Raw genomic sequence first — 20,182 nt, 5'->3', positions numbered from 1 at the left:
GAGGATGTCGAATCCGGGTTTCTACATCAAAAAAAGAGCAAGGAACCGAGTTAACGGTTCCTTGCTCTTCATTCTTAGATCGTTTAATTTGTTAGGGAAATAAAGTCCACGTTTACGACGCCGGTATCACCGCTGTCGAATTTCAGCGCGATTGTATTGCTTCCTGCGTTCAAGTTAAGTGTTTCGATCTTATCGCCCCATGTGTCCCAGTTTGCTAGATTGGATAGACTGGTCTGTCTGATCTTCGTCCCGTTGACGTAAATACTCAGCGTTCTAGCCGTTGTTTGGCCATTCGCGTATCGGAGCGTCACGTCTTTGCTGCCGGCACTTGCGGCATTGACTGTGAATGTGACAGCATCGCCCGCTGCCCAGAAATTAGCGGCGAATCCGGAGCCGGAATAGCCCGTATGGTTCGTGGCTGTCGCGACGCTGCCCGAGTAGGAGGCGCTCTCCGCTTCGAACTTCGTCGTTGTCGGCGTGGAGGCCGGCAGCGACAAATAATCCAAATTAATGATACCGTTATCGCCGCTGTCGAACTTCAGCGCGATCGTATTGCTGCCCGCGTTCAAGTTAAGGGTTTCGACCTTGTCGCCCCAGGTGTCCCAGTTTGCGAGGTTCGGGAAACTCGATTGACGGATCTTCGTCCCGTTCACATAAATACTGAGCGTTCTAGCTGCCGTCTGGCCGTTCGCATATCGGAACGTCACGTCTTTATTACCGGCGCTCGCGGCGTTGACCGTAAAGGTAACGCTGTCGCCCGCAGTCCAATAGTTGGCGACGAAGCTGGAGCCGGAGTATCCTGTGTGATTGGTAGCCGTCGCAATATTACCCGAGAGGGAGGCGCTTTCGGCTTCGTACTTCGTTTGAGTTGGCGGCGGTGAAGTGGTACCGCTGAATTCATACCAGTCCAAGTTACCATTACCGGTACCGGAGCCGGCAGGAAATACGATGAAGACATCATGCGTGCCGCTGGCCCCGGTCAAGCTGGCCGTGCCCGTCGTGAACGTGGCCCAGCTGCCGGTATAGTTCGTTGTGAGCGTGCCGACAAGTGTTCCCGTCGTGCTGTCCAAGCGAATCTCGGCGCTGCCGCTGCCGGTATTACCGCGGGAGTACCTGGCGGTGAATGTCGTGTATCCGCTGCCCAGATTGACGCCGTTATAGCGAACATAGTCCCCGGCGTCGGTGCTTTCCACGGTTGTTCCGGGATTCGTGATGCCGCTCATCGCGTTATAGGATTCAGCCTCGATATGGAGCGGGCTTCCTCCGCCACCTGAGCCTGATGGAGCAACGTATCCCGTCACCCAATCCGTACCTCCGTATTCGTATGCCCCGATATCCGGTGCGCTGCCGACGTAACTGCCCGTAACGCCAGAGACGATCGCTCCGGTATCCTTAGCCGGAGAACTGCTCTGCAGACGGAAGGCGAGACTATCCGATCCGCTTCCCGAGAACAAAGGATCTGTTGTCCTGTAGAGCGAGTTTGTGCCGGAGGGGGTATATTCGATATAGGTATAGTGGAAAACGTTCCGGAAAATATTGTTCTTCATGACGTCAAACGTCGTCGTCGAAGCTGAATTCTCGTTCTTGTACGACGTGTAGCCTCCCAGCGTAGCGAACGTATTATTGTAGACTTCGTGAGAAAAGGTTCGTTCGGCGGTGTGCTGCACGTAGAGATCCCCGACGCCGGGTCCGCTATTCGCGAAATAAACAACGTTATGGTCGATTCGCGACGGCCCGGAATTCTGGTCGAAGTAGATGCCTGTCTGTAAACCGTAGCCGTTCGTTGGCGCTTTCAAGTCGTGAATCCAGTTATGATGGATGTGCAAGCCGGTCGTATCGGCATTCCTTGCGGAATAAATAGTGCCTAAATCGATATTATTCATGCCGAAATCGTACAGATTGTTGTACGCGATTGTGACGTTCTTGCTGTTTAGCAGATCAACACTCGATCGTCCGGTCCGGTAAATCGTATTGTTCGTAATCGTTTGTCCGTCTGTCCCGTTGACTGGCGCAATGCCTGCCGTGTAAGAGCCTTCGTAATCGATATCGTGAATCAGATTGTTATGCGCGGTAGAATTTGGTCCGAGGTAGACGCCATGGCCTGAACTGAATGAAATTTCACTGTCCTCGATCCTGCTGTTTGCGCCTAGCAAGCGAATGCCTGTCGAGCCTACTGTCGTATCGCTCTGACCCGTGTGGGTGTAGATCACGTCGGAATCCGTCAACGTGACACTGTGATTGATATACTTCGCATTCAATTCGTCCAGCGTAATGTTCGTGCTGGATGTATTGGTATTAATCGTTGCCGCGAACAGCTTGAGCTTACGGATTGTAATATAGGATTTGCCGCTCAGTTCGAACGCATAATTGCGTTTCTTTACTTCGACATTCGTCGGACTCCCGCCGCTGGGAGCCCATAGATAAAGCTGGGAGCCATCATAGAAATACTCTTTGGCTGAGTCGAGCGCCCCGAGCTTGCCGGTCAAGTAATAATACTTTCGGAAGTCTGCCCCGATGAGATCTCCGGATAACGTGAGTGTTGAGCCGGATTGGTTGGTAATATTACGGGTTTGAGAAATGAACCATCCGTTCACCCAAATCGTGCCGCCCGCCCAGCCGCCAGTGATGCTTGGAATGCCTGAATCGTTTAACGTTTGTGAACCCACAGTCGACCAAGTACCGATCGTGGCACTTCGATAGTCGTTGCGGTTCAGCAAGTCGTTCGAATCCGGAAGGTTCGGCCAACGGGCTTCGATCATCATTTGACCATTCACGAAGACCTGGTTCGCCATGAGCGTCGAATTGTTCGTCATGTTGGCGTTGTAGCCGTTCGTCATCGTGATCGTTTTCTTATAGATGCTGCCGCTATGAGCTGTCCAGCCACCATCGGCTGTATCCGCACCGCTAACCGTTACGACGGCATCGCCATCCGGCTCGTACACGATCGGATTGCCGGAAGTTCCAGAGTTGGTAGGGGTTATCGTTTCGCGGTAAGTGCCGCTGCGGATTCTAACCGTGTCTCCGGCCGTTGCCATGGTAGAGGCTTTCTGGATCGTTGCGAATGGTTGAGAGGAGCTGCCCGGATTACTGTCGGACGCGCCAGTGCCTCCGACGTAATAAACCGCACCAGCAGCTGACGCCGTGTGCATGGGTGAGATCGGACCGAACGCCGCAGATAAAGTTCCGATCAGAAGCGCAAACGCTAGTAACCAAATTGATCTCCTGCCTGGTCTTGCTGTGGAAAACATCATACTCATTCATATCCCTCCTTATAGTTGGAAAGCGACCTGCTTTAGGGCTGGCTACTTCACCTGCCTTTCGAAATGTATGCGCATTCATTTCGTACTTCCTAGATCCTAGCACTCTGATCTTGATGACCAATACCCTACAATTTTCGGAAGTTTAACGGTATCTGATGATTAGCTAGGGGATTTTTGCATGTAATCCTAGTTTTTTCTTGTGTATCCACTTTAGTGGAAATAAATCTATGGATTGCGGTAAATTTCCTCGGTTTATTTACTATTTTCATTGAAGTGTCTGAATTACAATGATGACAAGATTATTAGTAGTTGGCTGGATTTTTAACAATCGGGAGGGTGATGGTGAATGGATCTAATAATAGAAACGAAATTGTGGGAATACGTAGAGCTTACCTTTATGGCAGAGGGGGGCTATCAAAATCCGTTTTTGGATGTAGTGCTATATGCTCGATTTGAAAGCTCTGATCGGCAGGAACTCATCATTCCTGGTTTTTGGGATGGGGAAAACCAATGGAAGATTCGATTCGCGCCGCCAGTAACTGGGGAGTGGCGGTATACTACCGTCTGTTCGGTGCAAACAGACAGCGGGCTGCATGGACAGAAAGGCATTGTGACAGCCAGCGCGTGGCAGGAGGGGGAGCTGCTTGCGAATCCGAATCGACGAGGTTTCATCCGTGTGCATGAGGCAGGTCGTTCGTTCGAATATGCGGACGGCACACCTTTCTACTGGATGGGCGATACTTTATGGTCTGCTCATACGCTTCGCTGCGATGTGGAGGCCACGCTGCCTACCTACTTAGATGACCGAAAGAGAAAAGGGTTTACTGTCATTCAGATGGTTGTTGGGCATCCAACCGGGGATAAGTGGGGGGAAGATACGCCGAGCTATGTGAGATACGATCCCGAATACTTCCTGAACGAGGGCGGAGCCCCGTATTTGGAGCGGTACTCCCGCATTAATCCTTCCTACTTCCGTTACTTGGATCAGCGAATCCAACTGATGTTGGAGGAGGGCTTTGTACCTTGCCTGATGGCTATGTGGGGACAGGAACTGCAGGGGATAAAGGGAGAAGACGCCAAGCGCTATCTTCGCTACATCATCGCACGGTATGCGGCCTGCAATGTGATATGGTCACCGGCTGGTGAATATTTGTTCACGGACGACGTCGAAGGGTGGCGTGTGCTTGGGCAGGAAATTCACTGCTATGATCCGTACGATCATCCGACCTCCGTTCATTCCATCGCGCCGCACAGCGGAAGCCGCCATTACCATGCAGAGGAATGGTATGACTTCAACTTAATCCAAGTCGGGCATGTGCTCGGGTTCAAAAATTTTATGGCTGAGCTGCCTTATATTGATTATCACATGGAGCCGCCAAAGCCGACGATCATGAGTGAATCGTGGTACGAGAACCATCCGAATTGCGTGTTGGAGGATGGTAGAATTCACGAGAAGTCGATCCGATTCGCGACTTATGTGCCTCTACTTCAAGGTTGTATTGGACAAACATATGGCGCACATGGCATCTGGTCGCTCTATAATGGCGAGCAGCAGGAGAAGTGGACAGACTTTTTCCGACCGGACCTGTGGACGCATGACTTGCATTTACCCGGCTCAGGCCAGATGAAGCATGTTCGAACACTCATGGAATCGGTGGATTGGAAGCGGCTGGAGCCGCATCCGGAATGGGTGAGCACGACGATCGAAAGCAATGTGTATTGCGCAGCTATTCTGCAGTCCCAGTACGTCATATACTGCACTGGTGGTCAGGTAGCTACGCCGATTATGGTTATGATTCTCGGGGATAAGCAAGACGGCTCGAAATATGAAGGAAAGTGGATGAACCCGAGGACTGGCGAATGGAGCCCGGCTGCAGGCGAGTACCATGGCTATGGCAGTGGTATGATGTGGCGGGCTTATACACCAGATCAAGATGATTGGATATTGCGGCTGGAGCGGGTCTAGAAGTTAAGCAAATTAACGGTTCGCCAGCCTAAGGGGATTTACGACGCCGTGCTCGTTATCCGAAAAAGGTAGCTTGCCTTCAAAAATGAAGAACCTCCGGGACGCCTTCCCGGAGGTTCTTCTCTTCTTCGTTTGTTAGCTGCGTTATTCAATCGGTTCCAAGCTGTCCAAAATCTCCTGCAAACTCAGTTCGCAGGCCGCCATAGACGTGTCCGCGACGCCGTAATACATTTTGACGAGGTCGCCTTCCACAAGCGCTCCGCAAGAGAAGACCACGTCTCCGAAGAAACCTTCCTTCTCATAATCGGCTTCCGGCTCCAGGATTGGCTTGCCCGAGCGGGCAATCACTTTCGACGGGTCGTTCAAATCAAGAAGCACGGCCCCCATGCAGTAGCGATGTTCGAATGTAGCGCCGTGGTAGAGCTCCAGCCAGCCGCGATCTGTCTTGATTGGCACGCAGCCGCCGCCCATCCGGCCACCATCCCACATGCCTGGGCGAAGTCCGATCAGATGTTTGTGATTGCCCCAGTACAGCAGGTTGTCCGACTCGGCGATCCACATTTCCGGGTTGCCGGTGCTCTTGGTCGTCGGACGGTGAAGGGCGTAATATTTGCCGTTCACCTTCTCGGGGAAGATAAGCACGTCCTTGTTATCCGGCCCGAAAATCATGCCGTGGTAAGTGACGTTCACAAAGTCAGTTGTGGATACCATCGACTCGCCGACGCCGACCGGGCTTACTGCTGAATAGTAAATGTAATAAGTGTCGCCGATCTGCGTAATGCGCGGATCCTCGATCCCGAACGTTTCAAGCGACTGGGACGGATAAAGGAACGGCTTCTCGTCGACGGTAAAGTGGTGGCCGTCCTTACTGCGTGCGATCCGCAGATAAGAAATCGAGGTTAAATACTCGAACGTTGCGCTTTGCGACTTGTTCCTGATGACGCGCGGGTCAGAGAAGTCATAGCGCTCGTCGTCAAGCCGCAGCTCGATCAGGTCAAGATCTTTCGTTGCCATATTATAGACCGGCGCCAGTACGATGCCCGGATCAGGACTGATCGGACGTTCCGCTACGCGCAGCAGCATGATAACTTCATTATTGTAGGACGCGATGCCTGCGTTGAATGCGCCGATGACTTCGAAATTGTCGCGGTGCGGTTTCACGTCGAGCGGCGTAAGCAATGGATTTTCTTCATAGCGGTATACATTCATGAACAATCGATAACTCCCTTATCAAGCAAATTCGGTTTCAAACTGCGCGAACGGATCCGCGATGGTTATCCGCTGCGCTTCGGCGTCGCTTATCCCGGCGTACAGGACGGCCGTTCCATCTCCCTGGCGTATAAGACCGCCGCTGAAGACAACGTCCTGCAGATCCGGTCGTTTCGACGGGCCTGGCAAAAAGGCGGCACGAACGGCTATCAGCTTGATATCCGAGATGGTCCCGTCTGTTGGATCGAAGACGAACGCCATCGGGTAATAGTGACGGTCCCCCTGTTTGTCGAAGGAGGCGATATGACCGAGTACGCCAACCAGCCCGTTCCGGAGCAGGTGGGCCTCATTGGCGCCGCCCCACTCTTCATCGGTGAACTGTCCATCCAATAGCGGCGCATCGTTGATCCGCTCGACGGTTAACTCGTCCAGCGAGGCAATTCGGACGTAGCCGATTTTGCCCCGGCCGCCTTTCACGCCTTGAGGACGTGTGAAAACACCGATGAAACCGTCCGCGAGCTCAATGAGGCGGATATCTTTCATACCGTCTGGCCCTTTGAAGAACGGCTGCAACGAGGCGATATTCTCGCCTCGATAGAAGACGGTTCGCCACTTCAGCGCATCCGGCTTCAACGGATCGGGAAATATTTCTACGCCGCCAAGAACGAGCTCTCCGGCGATTCGCGTGAAGAAAGGATCCTGCAAGCGAAATGTCGGCGCACCGGCGCGCGGCATCCAGCGTCCGTCAAGCTGCGTGAAGAACAGGACATCGGAATGCTCGCTGTCGCGTGACTCAACGCGACCCGCAATGACTTGTTCGCCTTCGTCCGTGAAGGGAGCGGTAATATTGTAAACGTCCTTGCCCTCAACGTCGGCCCCGGCAAACGTAAGCTTCTGCGCATCGCGCAGCTCCGCTCCCGAGGACTGGAACGTTCTCAGCAGTTCTTCGCATGTTGTAATAGCCGTTTTATTCAAACCCAAGCTGTTCGACTCCTCTCGCCATAAGACTCACTATTTTAAGTTGAATTGCATGCCGTCTTGGAATTTCTTGCCGAAAATAATAAATAGGATGATGATCGGCACCGATAGCAGTACCGACGCGGCGTATAACGGCCCCGGATAGGTGGCGTACGGTCCGAACATTTGCGACAGCAGCACGTTCAGCGTCAGCATATCGTCGCTGCGTATGATGATCATATCCCACAGAAGCTCCGTCCAGCGTTCCATGATCAGGAACAGGAAGATGACTGTCGTAATCGACTTGGACATCGGCAGCATGATGCGGTACATAATTTTGAAATCATTGGCGCCGTCCAGTTTGGCCGCCTCGATGAACACCGACGGAATCGCCTTGAAGAAGTTGGTGTACATGAAGATAGCCCACAGGCTGACTGCCTTGGGGAGTATCATGCCCCAATAGGTGTCGTACAGGCCGACCTTCTGCACGATCAGAAAGGTCGGAATGAGCAAAATGATCGCCGGAAAAAACATATGGAACAAAACGAAATTGTTGATCGTGTCCCGTCCGCGGAAATTCAACTTGGAAAGCGCGTAAGCAACCATCACGCCCGATAACATCATCAGGGTGGTTGAAGCGACCGATACGAGCACGCTATTGAAGAACGACCTCACCCAAGGGCGCGATATGCCCGTCTCGCCGCCGGAGAACAGCCAAACGTACGATTTCGTGGAATACGAATTCGGTACAAGTTTCTTGTCGATTTGGCTCCAATCCGCGAACGAATTAAGCACCATGTATAAATACGGGTAGACCATGAAGAACAGAAGTATGGCAGCCAGCACGTATCGGACCACCAACTTGCTTTTACTGTTTCGGTTAGACCCAACCATTGCGTTTCCCCCACAGTTCCAGCAGTTTGCGGATGATAAAGATCGAGATGAAGGTAGCAATCGACGCAAGCAGTGCGACGGCAGATGCGTAGCCGGCTTTCAAGTTTTTGAATGCTTGGTTGAAAATCTCCATCTGCCACGTGTTCGTGGCAAAATTCGGTCCGCCGCCGGTTAATTGATACACTTCCGTGAAAATGCCGAATGTGACGCCGAACGATAAAATGAGCGTCGTATAGAACGCCGGGTAGAGCATCGGCAGCGTAATGCGCCAGAATCGCTGGCGGTCCGTGACGCCGTCGATTGCGGCGGCTTCATAGATCTCGTTGTCGATGCTGTTCAGTCCCGACGTCAGAATCAGAGCATAATACCCTGTGAATTTCCACGCTAGTATCATCCCCACGACAAACAGCGCCGCCATCGGAGTGCCAAGCCAATCTATGTTTTCGATGCCAAGCTTGCGCATAAACGTATTGAGCGGACTCGAATAGGACAGAAGCCCTTTGACGATCAGTGCCGACACGACCCCAGAAGACAAGTAGGGCAGGAAGAAACCGATTAGAAACAAACTCTTGAATCTTGGCAGGCTGTGTACAACGACCGCAACGCCCAGTGCGAGAATCGTCACGAGTGGGACGAAAATCATCATGAATTTGTAAGTCACCCAGAACGCGGCGTGAACGCCCGGCGACTTCAATGCGTCTGTGAAATTACGAAGACCAATAAAATTGTAGCTTGGCGCGATTAAATCCCAGTCCGTAAAGGACAGGTACAACGACCAGAGAAGCGGGCCGAAGAAAAATATCAGCGAATAAATGAGGTAGGGGCTGGTAAATAACCAGCCCAATCGATTGTTTTGTTTATCCATTAGGACAACTCCCTCTATTGAAGAGCGGCTTCAATGGCTTTCTTCATATTAGCCCAGCCTTCGGCTGGCGCGATTTCGCCGCGTACCACCTTGTTGAAGGCTTCTTGACCGATTAGCGTCTGTAGGTCGTTATATTTTGCATTGTCCATCGGCGGCACGGCATTCGGCACATTTTCCGCGTAAGGCTTCAATGCAGGATTCGCATCGAGTACGGCTTTAAACGATTCATTGCTCGTCAGGTCGTCGCGTGCCGGCGGCAGCTTCGTTTGCTCGAGCCATTTCACGTCGTTCTTCGCATCGGAGTAGACCCATTTGATGAAGTCAACCGCCGCTTTCTGCTCCGCTTCCGAAGCTTGCGCGAAGATGACAAGACCCTTCGTATCGGCGAATGTCTTGCTTGCAGCCGGGTCTGCACCATCCGGCACTAAAGGCATGCTCAGCGCGAACGTTTCGCCCAATTTAAGCTCAGGGAACTTTTCTTCCCACATGCTGAATGTCCAAGGACCGATATCGGTAAAGACGCCAACGCCGGTTTCGAAAGGATCGGTGACGGTTTGCGACAGAATGCCCTTTTCCTTGCGCAGGTTGTCCACGAACGTCAAGACTTCCGTGCCCGCTTTGTCGTCACCGACAAATTTGCTGCCTTCGACGAAGTGGTTGCCGCCAGAGGCCGCATTGTACAGCATGAAGAAGTCGAACCAGCGTTTCCAAGCAGTCGGATCAGCCAAATCCGGTTTGGCCCATACGTATTTATCCGGGTATTTGGCTTTCAGCTTCTTGGTCGCGTCCAGCATTTCACTGTATGTTTTCGGGATTTCGTTAACGCCGGCTTCCTTTAGAATATCGATGCGCCAGCCGAACAGCATGGGATTGGAGTAGATTGGCAGCACATATTGATGGCCATCGGAAAACTTCCAAGGCTCGATTGTGTTTGTCATGTTCCGAGCTTTTATAAGACCCTCGAATTCTGGCAGCGTTTCAAGTGGGACAAGCGCCTTGCTGTTGGCCAACTGGGCTGCGAATCCGCGGTTGATGTTCTCCGATATCGTAGGAGCGCTCTTGCCGGCAATCGCGGATTGGATGCTTGCTTCCGAGGTAGGCGATTCCTTTATAGCACTGACGTTGATTTTAACTTTGTCGTTGACTTTCTCGTAAGCCTTTGCTAAATCAATCCAGTAAGCCTGCTGGGTCGGGTTAGGAGCAGCCCAGAACTCGATTGTTGTTACGCCATCTTCCGAAACATTTTGGTTATCGCTGCTTTGGCCGCAGCCTGCGAGCATCGAACCGGCTATTGCGGTGATGAGAAGGGTGGAAGCTAGCTTTTTCATTACGTGAAATTCCTCCTTTGATGTGTCAAACAAAAATAAGTAATGAGGTTTGTCATGACTAAAGTAACGTTACAATATTTTTGTAAGCGCTTGTGTCATCAATTATTGAATATTTGTAACGCAAAGTCAAGTGATTAATTCGATTTCCAAGTGACTATACAAAGGACAGGATATTTACAATGTTATTTTGTAACGTTACAATAGAAGAAAGTGCTGCGCGGATTTGCTATGCTGCGTCGAAAGGATGTTTTGGTGATGAAACCGAAAGTAACGATGCAGAATATTGCCGACGAGCTTAAATTGTCCAAAAACTCCGTCTCGCAAGCGCTGACTGGAAAAGATGGCGTCAGCGAAGATACGCGCAAGCTGATTATTGAGACGGCCCAGCGGTTGGGTTATGTATATAGCAAGGGTAAGAAGGAGGAGAGTAGTCTCCCGTTAAGCGGCAAGCTCGCGCTGATTGCCTCGGATTTCGCCTTTAGCATGCACAGCTTTTTTGGCCAAATCTATTTGAGCGTTGAGAAAGAAGCGAAGCAGCAGGGCTATGAGTTGCTTATTCAATCGATCGGCCCTGATTCGGTCAAGGAACTTCTTATGCCGCCAATCGTGCAGAACCGTGCGGTAGACGGCATGATTATCTTGTCCCATATTACAACTGATTATATTAATGCCCTTCTGGATACAGGCATACCTGCCGTTCTGATCGACCATCACCACCCACAAATCAAAGCAGACTGTATTCTGACTAACAATCGTTTCGGTGCCTATGAAGCGGTCAGTCATTTGATTGCGTTAGGGCACTCCAACATCGGTTTTGTAGGCGATATTGCTTTCTCGCCAAGCTACTACGAGCGATTAGACGGCTATAGAATGGCAATGTATGAATTCGGCCTTCCTATACGGGAGGAATGGGTTCATACCTCGGCGATTGAAGACGGTACGTTCATTTGTTCCTATATAAACGGGCTGAACGAGCTGCCGACCGCCTGGTTCTGCGTGAACGATGGTCTCGGTTTCTTCCTAAACGCCGCGGTTCAGCAACAAGGATTGTCTGTGCCGGAAGATGTATCTATCGTAAGTTTCGATAACGGATATCTTTCTCGTATCTCCACGCCGCCATCAACGACGGTAGAGGTTGACCTGAAGCTTTACGCAGTCAAAGCTGTGGAGCGACTGATCGAGCGCATTGAGTTTCCGGACGACCCCTATACGGAGCTGCTGCTGCCGACGCAATTGATTGTCCGGAAGTCGACCGCTGGTCCTCGTAGTGCGAAATAACACAAATGGGACGCCAAGAAAGACCCGATCATGTTCTCATGATCGGGTCTTTCATATTCCGGTTATAAACGGGAGCTTATAGTCTGTTTGTGCATCAAAATGTGGTGGAGTCCGTGTTAATCGCGGGCTTTTTTATTGTCGATAATCAAAAATCAAAGAACCCTTGCTACGCAAGGGTTCAAGGGTCGCCATGATGTCACATACCTACCTAATTTTAAATGCTTTTCTACGGTTACTAGGTTTATTTAAATAACGGAATGATTAATGCAATTACACCTAGATTGGTCGTCCACCAAGCGATTCCCTTTTTAGGATTAGCAAAGCATGTGAGTCCTAGGATAACGGCAATCCCGCCCATCCAGATAGGCGCATAGAAAAATCCGATTACAGCTAACACAATACCGATCCAGCCAAGCCATTTTGCTGCCGTTTCATTCATCTGCAACATCTCCATTAATTTAGATTTGTATGATTAAGTTGTTTGCTTCGGGCACAAGTAAGGTAGGTATGTCGCATCATGGCAACCCGACTGTAATTGCATTTATTTCAACGTACAGGCGTTTGACCGGTAGCCATGCAAATGAGTCCTAGGATAACGGCAATGCTGCCCATCCAGGCAGTTGCAAAGAAACAACCGATAATAGCTGCCGCAATGCCGATCCAACTAAGCCATTTTCTTGTCATTTCGCTCATGTACAGCATCTCCCTTTTTCGTTTTCGGAAGTTGATGGCCGCGATTTTGACGCTTTAGCCGGTTTGTTTTCATGACCATATCGATCATAGGGTTCGTTACGCCGTACATGGCATTCTCATCCATATGATGATGCAGCAGATGTCTTTTTTTCATCCATTTCCCCCAAGGGGTCAGTGGGACTATAGGGCGATGAGCGATATAATGCTGCCATTGATAATAGATCTGAAAACCGGATGTTCCTAACACGACGGCCAGAGACAGATGCCAGTTAAATCCCGTTACCACAAATGCCGCTCCGAAAATGATCAAATAGCCGTACACATCGACAGAGACCGGACCGAACAAATGCTTTGCATCGCTAGGTGATGCATGATGAGCCACATGCCCCATATAAGATTTGGGAGCAAATCGTGGGAATTCATGAAGAACGAATCGGTGAGCCGTATACTCGATTAAGATAAAAACGATAGAGCCCATGCAAAGTGCCGCAATCGTCCAAAGACTGCCGAATGTCGCTATGACCCCGCAACAGCTAATGAAAACAACAGAGAATAGAAACAGAATAGGACGTTGGCCTGCAAATTCTTTGATGTATTGCATTCGTGTCATCTCAGATCTCATATACGATCTCCTCCTATTTAATCGACTTCATGTTGATTAGTCGTCACACAGTTTATTATAATGAGATCGAGGATAAATTCAATAATCAAGATGCCTCTAAAAGTCGACTACTCGACACATCCATACGGGATGTTTATTAGTTTATAAATAGATTGACGGAGAGGTGGAAGAACATGCAGGAGAAGACAGATCCTAGAATTATTAGAACGAAGCTAATGCTAAGAAATGCCTTAATCGATTTATTGGAGGAAAAAGGCTTAGAAGCTATAACCATCCGGGATTTGATGCAGCAGGCAGGCTTGAATCGGAGTACCTTTTATTTACATTACCGCGATAAATACGATTTACTGGAACTGAGCAAAGAGGACATGCTCAATGAGATTCTGGAAATCATTAATGCTGTCGATCCTATTCAACTCATGAAGCATGCCGCACGTAACGAGCCTTATCCGGTATTCCTGAAATTGTTCGATTTTTTCACGCTGCATGCGGTATTTTTCAAAGTTCTCTTAGGACCCAAAGGCGATCCGGCTTATCCTATTCAAATAAGACGAATCATTGAAAAGCTTATCTTTAATAAGTTGACCTTGATACAGTCCGAGCAAATAGCGATGCCGCGCGAGTACATTATTGCTTATTTGGCATCCGCAAACTTAGGCGTCATTCAGCACTGGTTAGAACACGGCATGCAGATTTCTCCTCAAGAGATGGCTTTGTTAATAACGCGTATGACCTCCTTTGGTCCGCTGCAGACGTTCGGATTGAAGGGAGAGGAATAGGCTGCGGGCATTATCGCTACAAGATCCGGTGCCAATTGTTCAGCCTTGCTAGAAAATTTGCTTTATATTTTATAACAGAGTATAGGAGCACGGAGGGACACAAAGTAAAAAATAGAGACAATATGGACTACATATGTCATGAGATGCGAGTAGAGAGTGATAGGGCGACATCTTAAAATATGAATAAGATAGGCTACCACGACGGAGGTTGAACATGCCAGAATCGATTAGATTAGGAAGCCAGTTATTTATTAATAAGGATGATACGCCGGAGCAAGTCAGGGATCTGGTCGTTAAAATGAAGTCGTATGGCTTAAACGTGATAAGACTGTTCATGATTTGGGAACAGCTCGAGCCGAAGCAAGGCTTATGGCAGTTCGATAATTACGATGCCTGCTTCGACGAAGCTGCTCGTAACGGCATGACTGTCGTTCCGACGCTGATGTCCGTAAGTCCTCCGGGTTGGATGGGATTGACTGATGGTCCGCAAGCGGTAGCGGACTTAGACGATCCGGAATATCTGGAGATATCGAAATCGTATATTCGAATAGTCGTAAGCCGATACCATGATCACCCCGCGATGGATTCTTGGATCTTGTGGAACGAGGCATGCCGCGCGATAGCTAGGACTCCGTTCGCTATCCAGGCTTTCGCTCGCTACCTAGAAGAAAGTTACGGAACGATCGAGGCGTATAACGCCGTTTCCTATGAGCAATATTCGAGCTTCGAGCAATTGAGGCAGGCGGAAGAGAAGCGAATGGTTGCGTACGATCAACCGTTCAAATCGTTCATCGAGCAATTGGAGTGGTATCGCTTTACGGTACATAATCTGAACGAACAGTTACGGATCATTAGGGACGAAATTCGCGGAATTGATCCCGTTCATCCCGTACACGTTAATCCGCATAACATTCAGACGGAATTGCAGCCAATCGGACAATCCATATGGGAAGAAAGCGAAATCGTGGATTTCATGGGATGCTCGGCGCATCCGACCTGGCATTCTACCCGGTTTCCTTCTGACCGATGGAGCCAGTCCGTCGCGATGTTCTCAGACTTAATGAAGAGTGCGACCCGGGCGCCTGGCCGCAAGTTTTGGGTGACGGAATTGCAAGGAGGGATGACCTTGTTTTCCGCGAATGAGGCGTACTCACCTTCGAAAGCGGATATTCGCAAATGGATCTGGGAGGGTGTCGGAAGCGGGGCGAAAGCGGTCGTATTCTGGTGCTTTAATTCCCGTAATAGCGGTTACGAGGCAGGCGAATGGTCACTTCTCGACCAGCTTGGGAATACGTCTCCTCGTCTAGAGGCGGTTCGAGAGGCTGCCGATCTATTGGAGCGCCACGAAATCTTATTTGCTGCGTGCAAACCTTCTCAAGGTCAGGTCATGATTCTCTGCTCCGAAACGTCGTCATTGCTCGGACGCGTGGAAGGGCAAGGGGATGAACCATTAAACCCCCGCAACCGGAATATGTATATGGATGCGGTAGCGGGAGCTTACTTAATGTTGTCCGATTTGTCTATCGACGCCGAGTTCATCAACGATAAGCGGTTGGCGAAAGAAGGCGTGCCGGATGCGATCCGCGTCTTAATAATACCGAACGCAATTGTGCTCGGCTTGCCGGAATGGGAAGCGATAGAACGATTTGCGCGAAGGGGAGGGCTCGTCGTCGCGGACGGGTTGACGGGGATGAAGGATGCCAACGGCAAACTCGATCAAGCTGCCATGCAGCAAGCCGGTTACCTGTTCGGAGCACGCGTGCAGGATGTCGTATCCGAGCGCAAGGGGATTCGTATTACCGTTTCCGACAATGACGAGCCGTTGCCGGGATGGTTTTACAGATTGCCACTGCGTTGCGATGAGAATGCGGTGGTGATCGGACGTTTCGAAGACGGCCGAACTGCCATGACGGAACGCCGTCTCGGGGAAGGCACGCTGATTCGGGTAGGGACTTGTTTGTTCCAGTCCTATTTCTCGAACCCTGGAACGGAACTACGCGCTTTCGCGCGGCGGTTGCTGGGCGGACGGGTGAAGCAAGGCACCGAGCTAGAGAAGGAAACGGACAGCCGAATTCGCTTGAAAAAACTCGATCACCCCGAAGGAGAAGTACTTACGGTCATTAACGAAGGCAAAAATGCCATCGCGCATATACGTTTTCCCGAGGCGGGAGAAGTCTATGATCTCTCGAGTGGACACACATATGAAATCTCTTCAATAGGTGAACGATTCGAATTTTTGATGAATGAAGACGAGGTTAAGGTGCTTCATTATCAAAAGACCTCGCTAAAGGCCCGAGCATGAGAATAGATTCGCATCAGCATTACTGGAAGATTGATCGTGAAGACTATGGCTGGCTGACCCCGGATACGGGAATTCTATATGCGGATTACTTGCCGGAGCATCTTGATGAGTCGCGCTTAAAATACGGCTTCGAGCGAACGATTGCGGTTCAAGCGGCACCTACGATCGAGGAAACCATGTTTCTACTCTCGCTATTCGATCAATACGACAGTATCGCGGGAGTGGTCGGATGGTTAGATTTGGACTCCGCCGAATTTCCGAAGACGTACGCAAGGTTGCGCGAAAGAAAAGGCTTCGTTGGCTTTCGTCCCATGCTTCAAGATTTGCCGGATCCTTGGATTCTTAGGCCACAGGTATTACAAAATTTGGAGTTGATCGTTAGAGACGGTTTCCCCATAGATCTGCAGCTTAGGCCGCGCCACCTTCCTTACGTGCTGGAGATGTTACGTCTCTATCCCAGTTTACGGGCGGTCATTGACCATGCGGCTAAACCGTTTATCGCGGAGAACATCATAGAACCGTGGAGGACTGATATGATCGAGTTGGCTGCCTATCCGGGCGTTTCTTGCAAGCTATCCGGACTAGTCACGGAAGCCAACCAATTAGCGCTGTCCGCAGAAGATTTAAAGCCTTATGTGCATCATGTTATTCGAACGTTCGGATCCGATCGTGTCTTATTCGGCAGCGATTGGCCGGTCTGCTTGACGACTTGCGGATATGGTAACGTCTATCAGCTCTTATTGCAGTCCTTGCCTGAGGAATTATCTGCTGAGGAAAAGTCTGCGCTCTTTGGAGAAAATGCGGCTAGAATCTATCAGCTTTAAACGTGAAGCCTCCGCTATGGTGCGGAGGCTTCTTGTGTGTGTGGACGTAAAAACATCAGACACCGATGTCATGAGATGCAAGTAGAGCGACGCCTAATCACCGTTATACAATTACGAACGAAAGCGAATTCGAAACCTTAAAGGAGGTCATTTCCAACGTGAAGAGAGAAAAAAGATTAGCTATTCTTATTGCGTTATCCTTATTATTCTCCGCAATCCTACCGATCGCCCCGCCCGGAGTCAACGCGGCGCGCTCCGACAAAGAAACAAGCCTTGAAATCGTAGAAGGTTTGGGTCTCATCGTCGGCAACGGTCAAGGCATTACGGAGCAATATCTGAACATGCCGACCACCCGTCTGCAGTTGGCGATCGTTTGCTTGCGACTGAATGGACGTTGGGATGAAGCGTTGAGCTACAATGGGGAGGCTGCATTCAAGGACACAAGCCTGTCCAGTCTCGCCGGCAAGGTAACCGGATTCTTGAAAGCGCATCCGGAATTAGGGTGGATCGGTGATTCCTCCGGTTATTTCCACCCGGAAAAAACAGTAAACGCCAAGGAGTTTTTAAAGGTGATCCTCGTTGCCCTTGGTTATGAGTATAATCGGGATTTCACATGGGACAAGGTAACGGAGTTCGCGACCGGCAAGCAGATCGCTGCAGGTGGCGAGCCTCTCAGCCTGAATAACGCTATATTTGCCGATGGGATCGCGCGAATATTGCGTGCAGAGGTAAAGACATCTTCAGCAAGTAAAAAAGTCACATTAATCGACGTATTAATCGAGAATGGGATCGTGGATGCCAAGCTGGCAACGGCACTCGGTTTGATCGAACCGACTCCAACACCTGCACCGGTACCCCCGGTCACCACCTCGCCACCAACGCAACCGCAACTACCGATTCGGACGTATTCCGAGGATTTCGAAGATAACCTGGCACAAGAATGGGTGCTTCCGGAAGGAACTTCCGTAAGCGACGGCGCGCTTCATTCAGACAGATGGGATATCAATCCGATCGCTGTCTATGACGGAATTGTGTGGACAGGAGATTATACGTACAAAGCGGACGTCCGCACTGTAGCGGGCGACAACGGAAATCGTACGAAGCTTGTCTTTAACTATACCGACGACCAGAACTACTACTACGTTGATCTGGGAGGAGGATCCAGTCCGAGAAGCTACTTAAGGAAAATGGCAGACGGTACGAGCAGCACGCTGGCAGCCAAACCGGTACAACCATCTATTAACGGAGATGCCTACACGACCATCGAAATTCGGTACGAAAGCGCAGGCTTCATTACTGTCCTTGCGATACAAGGAGAGTCGACCGTCGTCCTCTTTAACCGGATTAAAGATGAGACATTCGCAACGGGGAAGATCGGTGTAACGGTAACTTCCAGCGCAAGCGATTTTGACAACGTACGCGTCGTCAACTCGGTACCGGAACCGCTGCCCCCGGATCCGTTGGAACCGGACCCAAATCCGGAACAACCGGGGGGAGGGACCGATCCCGAAACGGAACCCGAGACTGCACCATTACCAACCTATACGGAAGACCTTAGCGACGACGAAGCGCAGGGATGGATAGATCTTCTGGACAATTGGTCAGTTGGAAGCAATAAAATGTCTCTCGAAAATTGGGGCGGACATACGGAGAACGTCTACGAACCCGTTATCTGGAATAGCAGTTTCGTCTACAAAGTCGACGTGAATACATGGGGCGGCGGCGACGGCAATAAGACGAAGGTGATCTTCGGCTACACCGACAGCGATAATTATTACTTTGCCGAGATCGGTGCCGGGGATTCTCCTACCGTCTCCTTGAAAAAACGAGTCGGCGGTACGGAGTCCGCGCTGGAGACGGTGGCTAGCGATCTGAATATCGGAAGCGGATATACGACCATTGAAATTAACTATGAGGTCGGGGGATACATGACTGTTAAAGCTGCGAAAGATTCCGTTACGAAGACGTTAATAGAGAGAAGGCAGGATACTTCGTTGTCGTTCGGTAAAATTGGGGTTGGCGTGCAATCCACGGGAACGAATTTCGACAACGTGAGCGTCGAACCTGTACAGGATGTATTTCCTTCATCCAGAAACAAATATGTATGGCCGTTCGCTTCGGACAGCATATGGAATATGCCGATAGGATCGGATGCGATTTTCTCGGGTCCACCGGTTCCCGCGGACAAAATCCAACCACCGAATGGTTTTGACGTGGACACGGCTCCAATCGTCATTAACCCTGGCGCTCCTTTGCGCAAAGTATTCGCGGCCGATTGGCCGATCGTTAACCCACCTGTTAATGCTTACGACACGGGCGAAAGATGGCCGATCAGCGACGATTATATCGCGAAGCCAGGAGACGGGGATTGGAGCGGGGATATGCCCAACAATATGGGCGCCATCGTCCTCGAGGACGGCAACACCATTCAAGAATATAATTACTTCGGAAGGTTCACGCCTGGAGGGAACATCTACATCGCAGGAGACGGCATACGCTCCAAGCAGGACATCAAAGGAAGCGGGCAGCCATCCAGCGACTTCTTCGGCGGTCACGGCGGATCGGGTTTATCCAGCTTTGGCGGCATGCTGCGCCTTGGTGAGCTGACCTCGGAAGAAGCCAAGCGCATTCGCCACGTCTTGCAACTAACGATCGATACATCCCGTTGGGCTGCAGGTGAGAAAGACGAGGATGGCAACGTCGTGCGCAATTTGTACCGATGGCCTGCCATTGCAGCTGACACAAACTTGAGCTTTGATGCTTATGGAATCAACGCTGAAGGCTATGAGCCATTTCTGAAGATGGGCTCCTTGTTAGCCATATCGTCGGACGAAGCACTCTCGGCTTTGCTCGACAGTCTGGAGACGATGCCAGCTAAGAAAATCGCTTGGACGCTGAGGTATTACGGCGCGTATATCGTGGATGCCGGCGGCCACAATAGCGGCTGGGGGCAAAATCTTCTCAACGTGGAATACGGCGTTCGCAGCGAGATGAAAGAAGTCGCCGACATCGAGATGAGCACATGGTCTCCGGATGGATGGGCGGATACGGCTTGGAACAGGGATATGGTGAAGATATTCACGGCATTGAGAGAGGTTACGAACAATTCGCCTGAATCAGTAGGAGGCGGAGGAAAACCGTTGCAGCCGGTAGCGCCGCAGTTTCGCAACTGAGTTTAGCATCGTGTAGCGGGGAAAGCATGAAA

Annotated in this window: 15 protein-coding genes; 6 read left to right on the top strand and 9 right to left on the bottom strand. The window is 50.6% G+C overall.

Annotation, left to right across the window (positions count from 1 at the left end; all coding sequences use genetic code 11):
- Window positions 1–83: 83 nt before the first annotated feature.
- Window positions 84–3,257, bottom strand: a complete 3,174-nt coding sequence (locus AC506A_RS18060) for a carbohydrate-binding protein (protein WP_495462398.1) — start codon at window positions 3,255–3,257, stop codon at window positions 84–86.
- A 349-nt stretch (window positions 3,258–3,606) separates the two neighbouring features.
- On the opposite strand from AC506A_RS18060, the gene AC506A_RS18055 reads away from it, so the two are divergent.
- Complete coding sequence (locus AC506A_RS18055; RefSeq protein ID WP_495462397.1) at window positions 3,607–5,226, top strand: glycoside hydrolase family 140 protein; 1,620 nt, start codon at window positions 3,607–3,609, stop codon at window positions 5,224–5,226.
- 144 nt (window positions 5,227–5,370) lie between these two features.
- Here AC506A_RS18055 and AC506A_RS18050 read toward each other — a convergent pair whose 3' ends face one another.
- From AC506A_RS18050 to AC506A_RS18030, 5 genes are read right to left on the bottom strand one after another with little or no spacing between them, the layout of a single operon-like run.
- Window positions 5,371–6,435 (bottom strand): BtaManbiosPhlase, encoded by a 1,065-nt coding sequence (locus tag AC506A_RS18050; protein WP_495462396.1) that lies wholly within the window; start codon window positions 6,433–6,435, stop codon window positions 5,371–5,373.
- 21 nt (window positions 6,436–6,456) lie between these two features.
- Complete coding sequence (locus AC506A_RS18045; RefSeq protein ID WP_495462395.1) at window positions 6,457–7,416, bottom strand: MTP-1 family protein; 960 nt, start codon at window positions 7,414–7,416, stop codon at window positions 6,457–6,459.
- 30 nt (window positions 7,417–7,446) lie between these two features.
- Entirely contained in the window at window positions 7,447–8,286 is an 840-nt protein-coding gene (locus AC506A_RS18040) for a carbohydrate ABC transporter permease (protein ID WP_495462394.1), read from the bottom strand.
- Window positions 8,273–9,151, bottom strand: coding sequence for a carbohydrate ABC transporter permease (locus tag AC506A_RS18035; RefSeq protein ID WP_495462393.1), 879 nt, complete (start codon window positions 9,149–9,151; stop codon window positions 8,273–8,275). The genes AC506A_RS18040 and AC506A_RS18035 overlap by 14 nt, the downstream gene beginning before the upstream one ends.
- Window positions 9,152–9,165: 14 nt before the next feature.
- Window positions 9,166–10,479 carry an ABC transporter substrate-binding protein gene (locus AC506A_RS18030; RefSeq protein ID WP_495462392.1) on the bottom strand — a complete coding sequence of 438 codons (1,314 nt, stop codon included), beginning with the start codon at window positions 10,477–10,479 and terminating at the stop codon, window positions 9,166–9,168.
- Window positions 10,480–10,734: 255 nt separating this feature from the next.
- Here AC506A_RS18030 and AC506A_RS18025 point away from each other — a divergent pair, with 255 nt between their 5' ends.
- On the top strand, window positions 10,735–11,757 hold the full coding sequence (locus tag AC506A_RS18025) for a LacI family DNA-binding transcriptional regulator (protein WP_495462391.1): 1,023 nt from the start codon (window positions 10,735–10,737) through the stop codon (window positions 11,755–11,757).
- Window positions 11,758–11,998: 241 nt separating this feature from the next.
- Here the strand turns inward: AC506A_RS18025 and AC506A_RS18020 are convergent, their stop codons facing one another.
- The 3 genes from AC506A_RS18020 to AC506A_RS18010 all read right to left on the bottom strand — a co-directional run bounded on the left by AC506A_RS18020 (window position 11,999) and on the right by AC506A_RS18010 (window position 13,072).
- Window positions 11,999–12,196 carry a hypothetical protein gene (locus AC506A_RS18020; protein ID WP_495462390.1) on the bottom strand — a complete coding sequence of 66 codons (198 nt, stop codon included), beginning with the start codon at window positions 12,194–12,196 and terminating at the stop codon, window positions 11,999–12,001.
- Between the two features lie 107 nt (window positions 12,197–12,303).
- Window positions 12,304–12,450 carry a hypothetical protein gene (locus AC506A_RS18015; RefSeq protein ID WP_495462389.1) on the bottom strand — a complete coding sequence of 49 codons (147 nt, stop codon included), beginning with the start codon at window positions 12,448–12,450 and terminating at the stop codon, window positions 12,304–12,306.
- Window positions 12,422–13,072: a sterol desaturase family protein gene (locus AC506A_RS18010; RefSeq protein ID WP_495462388.1), complete on the bottom strand. Its 651-nt coding sequence runs from the start codon at window positions 13,070–13,072 to the stop codon at window positions 12,422–12,424. Before AC506A_RS18010 ends, AC506A_RS18015 begins: the two co-directional genes overlap by 29 nt.
- A 173-nt stretch (window positions 13,073–13,245) precedes the next feature.
- Here AC506A_RS18010 and AC506A_RS18005 point away from each other — a divergent pair, with 173 nt between their 5' ends.
- The 4 genes from AC506A_RS18005 to AC506A_RS17990 all read left to right on the top strand — a co-directional run bounded on the left by AC506A_RS18005 (window position 13,246) and on the right by AC506A_RS17990 (window position 20,150).
- A complete protein-coding gene (locus AC506A_RS18005) occupies window positions 13,246–13,851 on the top strand; it encodes a TetR/AcrR family transcriptional regulator (protein WP_495462387.1) in 606 nt (201 codons plus the stop codon).
- A 214-nt stretch (window positions 13,852–14,065) separates the two neighbouring features.
- Complete coding sequence (locus AC506A_RS18000) at window positions 14,066–16,153, top strand: beta-galactosidase (protein ID WP_495462386.1); 2,088 nt, start codon at window positions 14,066–14,068, stop codon at window positions 16,151–16,153.
- Entirely contained in the window at window positions 16,150–16,977 is an 828-nt protein-coding gene (locus AC506A_RS17995; protein WP_495462385.1) for an amidohydrolase family protein, read from the top strand. Before AC506A_RS18000 ends, AC506A_RS17995 begins: the two co-directional genes overlap by 4 nt.
- Window positions 16,978–17,135: 158 nt before the next feature.
- Window positions 17,136–20,150 (top strand): hypothetical protein, encoded by a 3,015-nt coding sequence (locus AC506A_RS17990; protein ID WP_495462384.1) that lies wholly within the window; start codon window positions 17,136–17,138, stop codon window positions 20,148–20,150.
- Window positions 20,151–20,182: the final 32 nt, after the last annotated feature.

Source organism: Paenibacillus sp. N22P23 (assembly GCF_059383735.1).
The sequence above is the reverse complement of the archived record's forward strand: the minus strand, read 5'-3'. Positions and strand labels throughout refer to the sequence as shown.

Coding starts and splice junctions, on each gene's coding strand:
- AC506A_RS18060 (WP_495462398.1), bottom strand. CDS start 3,257: ATGAGTATGATGTTTTCCACAGCAAGACCAGGCAGGAGATCAATTTGG.
- AC506A_RS18055 (WP_495462397.1), top strand. CDS start 3,607: ATGGATCTAATAATAGAAACGAAATTGTGGGAATACGTAGAGCTTACC.
- AC506A_RS18050 (WP_495462396.1), bottom strand. CDS start 6,435: ATGAATGTATACCGCTATGAAGAAAATCCATTGCTTACGCCGCTCGAC.
- AC506A_RS18040 (WP_495462394.1), bottom strand. CDS start 8,286: ATGGTTGGGTCTAACCGAAACAGTAAAAGCAAGTTGGTGGTCCGATAC.
- AC506A_RS18035 (WP_495462393.1), bottom strand. CDS start 9,151: ATGGATAAACAAAACAATCGATTGGGCTGGTTATTTACCAGCCCCTAC.
- AC506A_RS18030 (WP_495462392.1), bottom strand. CDS start 10,479: ATGAAAAAGCTAGCTTCCACCCTTCTCATCACCGCAATAGCCGGTTCG.
- AC506A_RS18025 (WP_495462391.1), top strand. CDS start 10,735: ATGAAACCGAAAGTAACGATGCAGAATATTGCCGACGAGCTTAAATTG.
- AC506A_RS18020 (WP_495462390.1), bottom strand. CDS start 12,196: ATGAATGAAACGGCAGCAAAATGGCTTGGCTGGATCGGTATTGTGTTA.
- AC506A_RS18015 (WP_495462389.1), bottom strand. CDS start 12,450: ATGAGCGAAATGACAAGAAAATGGCTTAGTTGGATCGGCATTGCGGCA.
- AC506A_RS18010 (WP_495462388.1), bottom strand. CDS start 13,072: ATGAGATCTGAGATGACACGAATGCAATACATCAAAGAATTTGCAGGC.
- AC506A_RS18005 (WP_495462387.1), top strand. CDS start 13,246: ATGCAGGAGAAGACAGATCCTAGAATTATTAGAACGAAGCTAATGCTA.
- AC506A_RS18000 (WP_495462386.1), top strand. CDS start 14,066: ATGCCAGAATCGATTAGATTAGGAAGCCAGTTATTTATTAATAAGGAT.
- AC506A_RS17995 (WP_495462385.1), top strand. CDS start 16,150: ATGAGAATAGATTCGCATCAGCATTACTGGAAGATTGATCGTGAAGAC.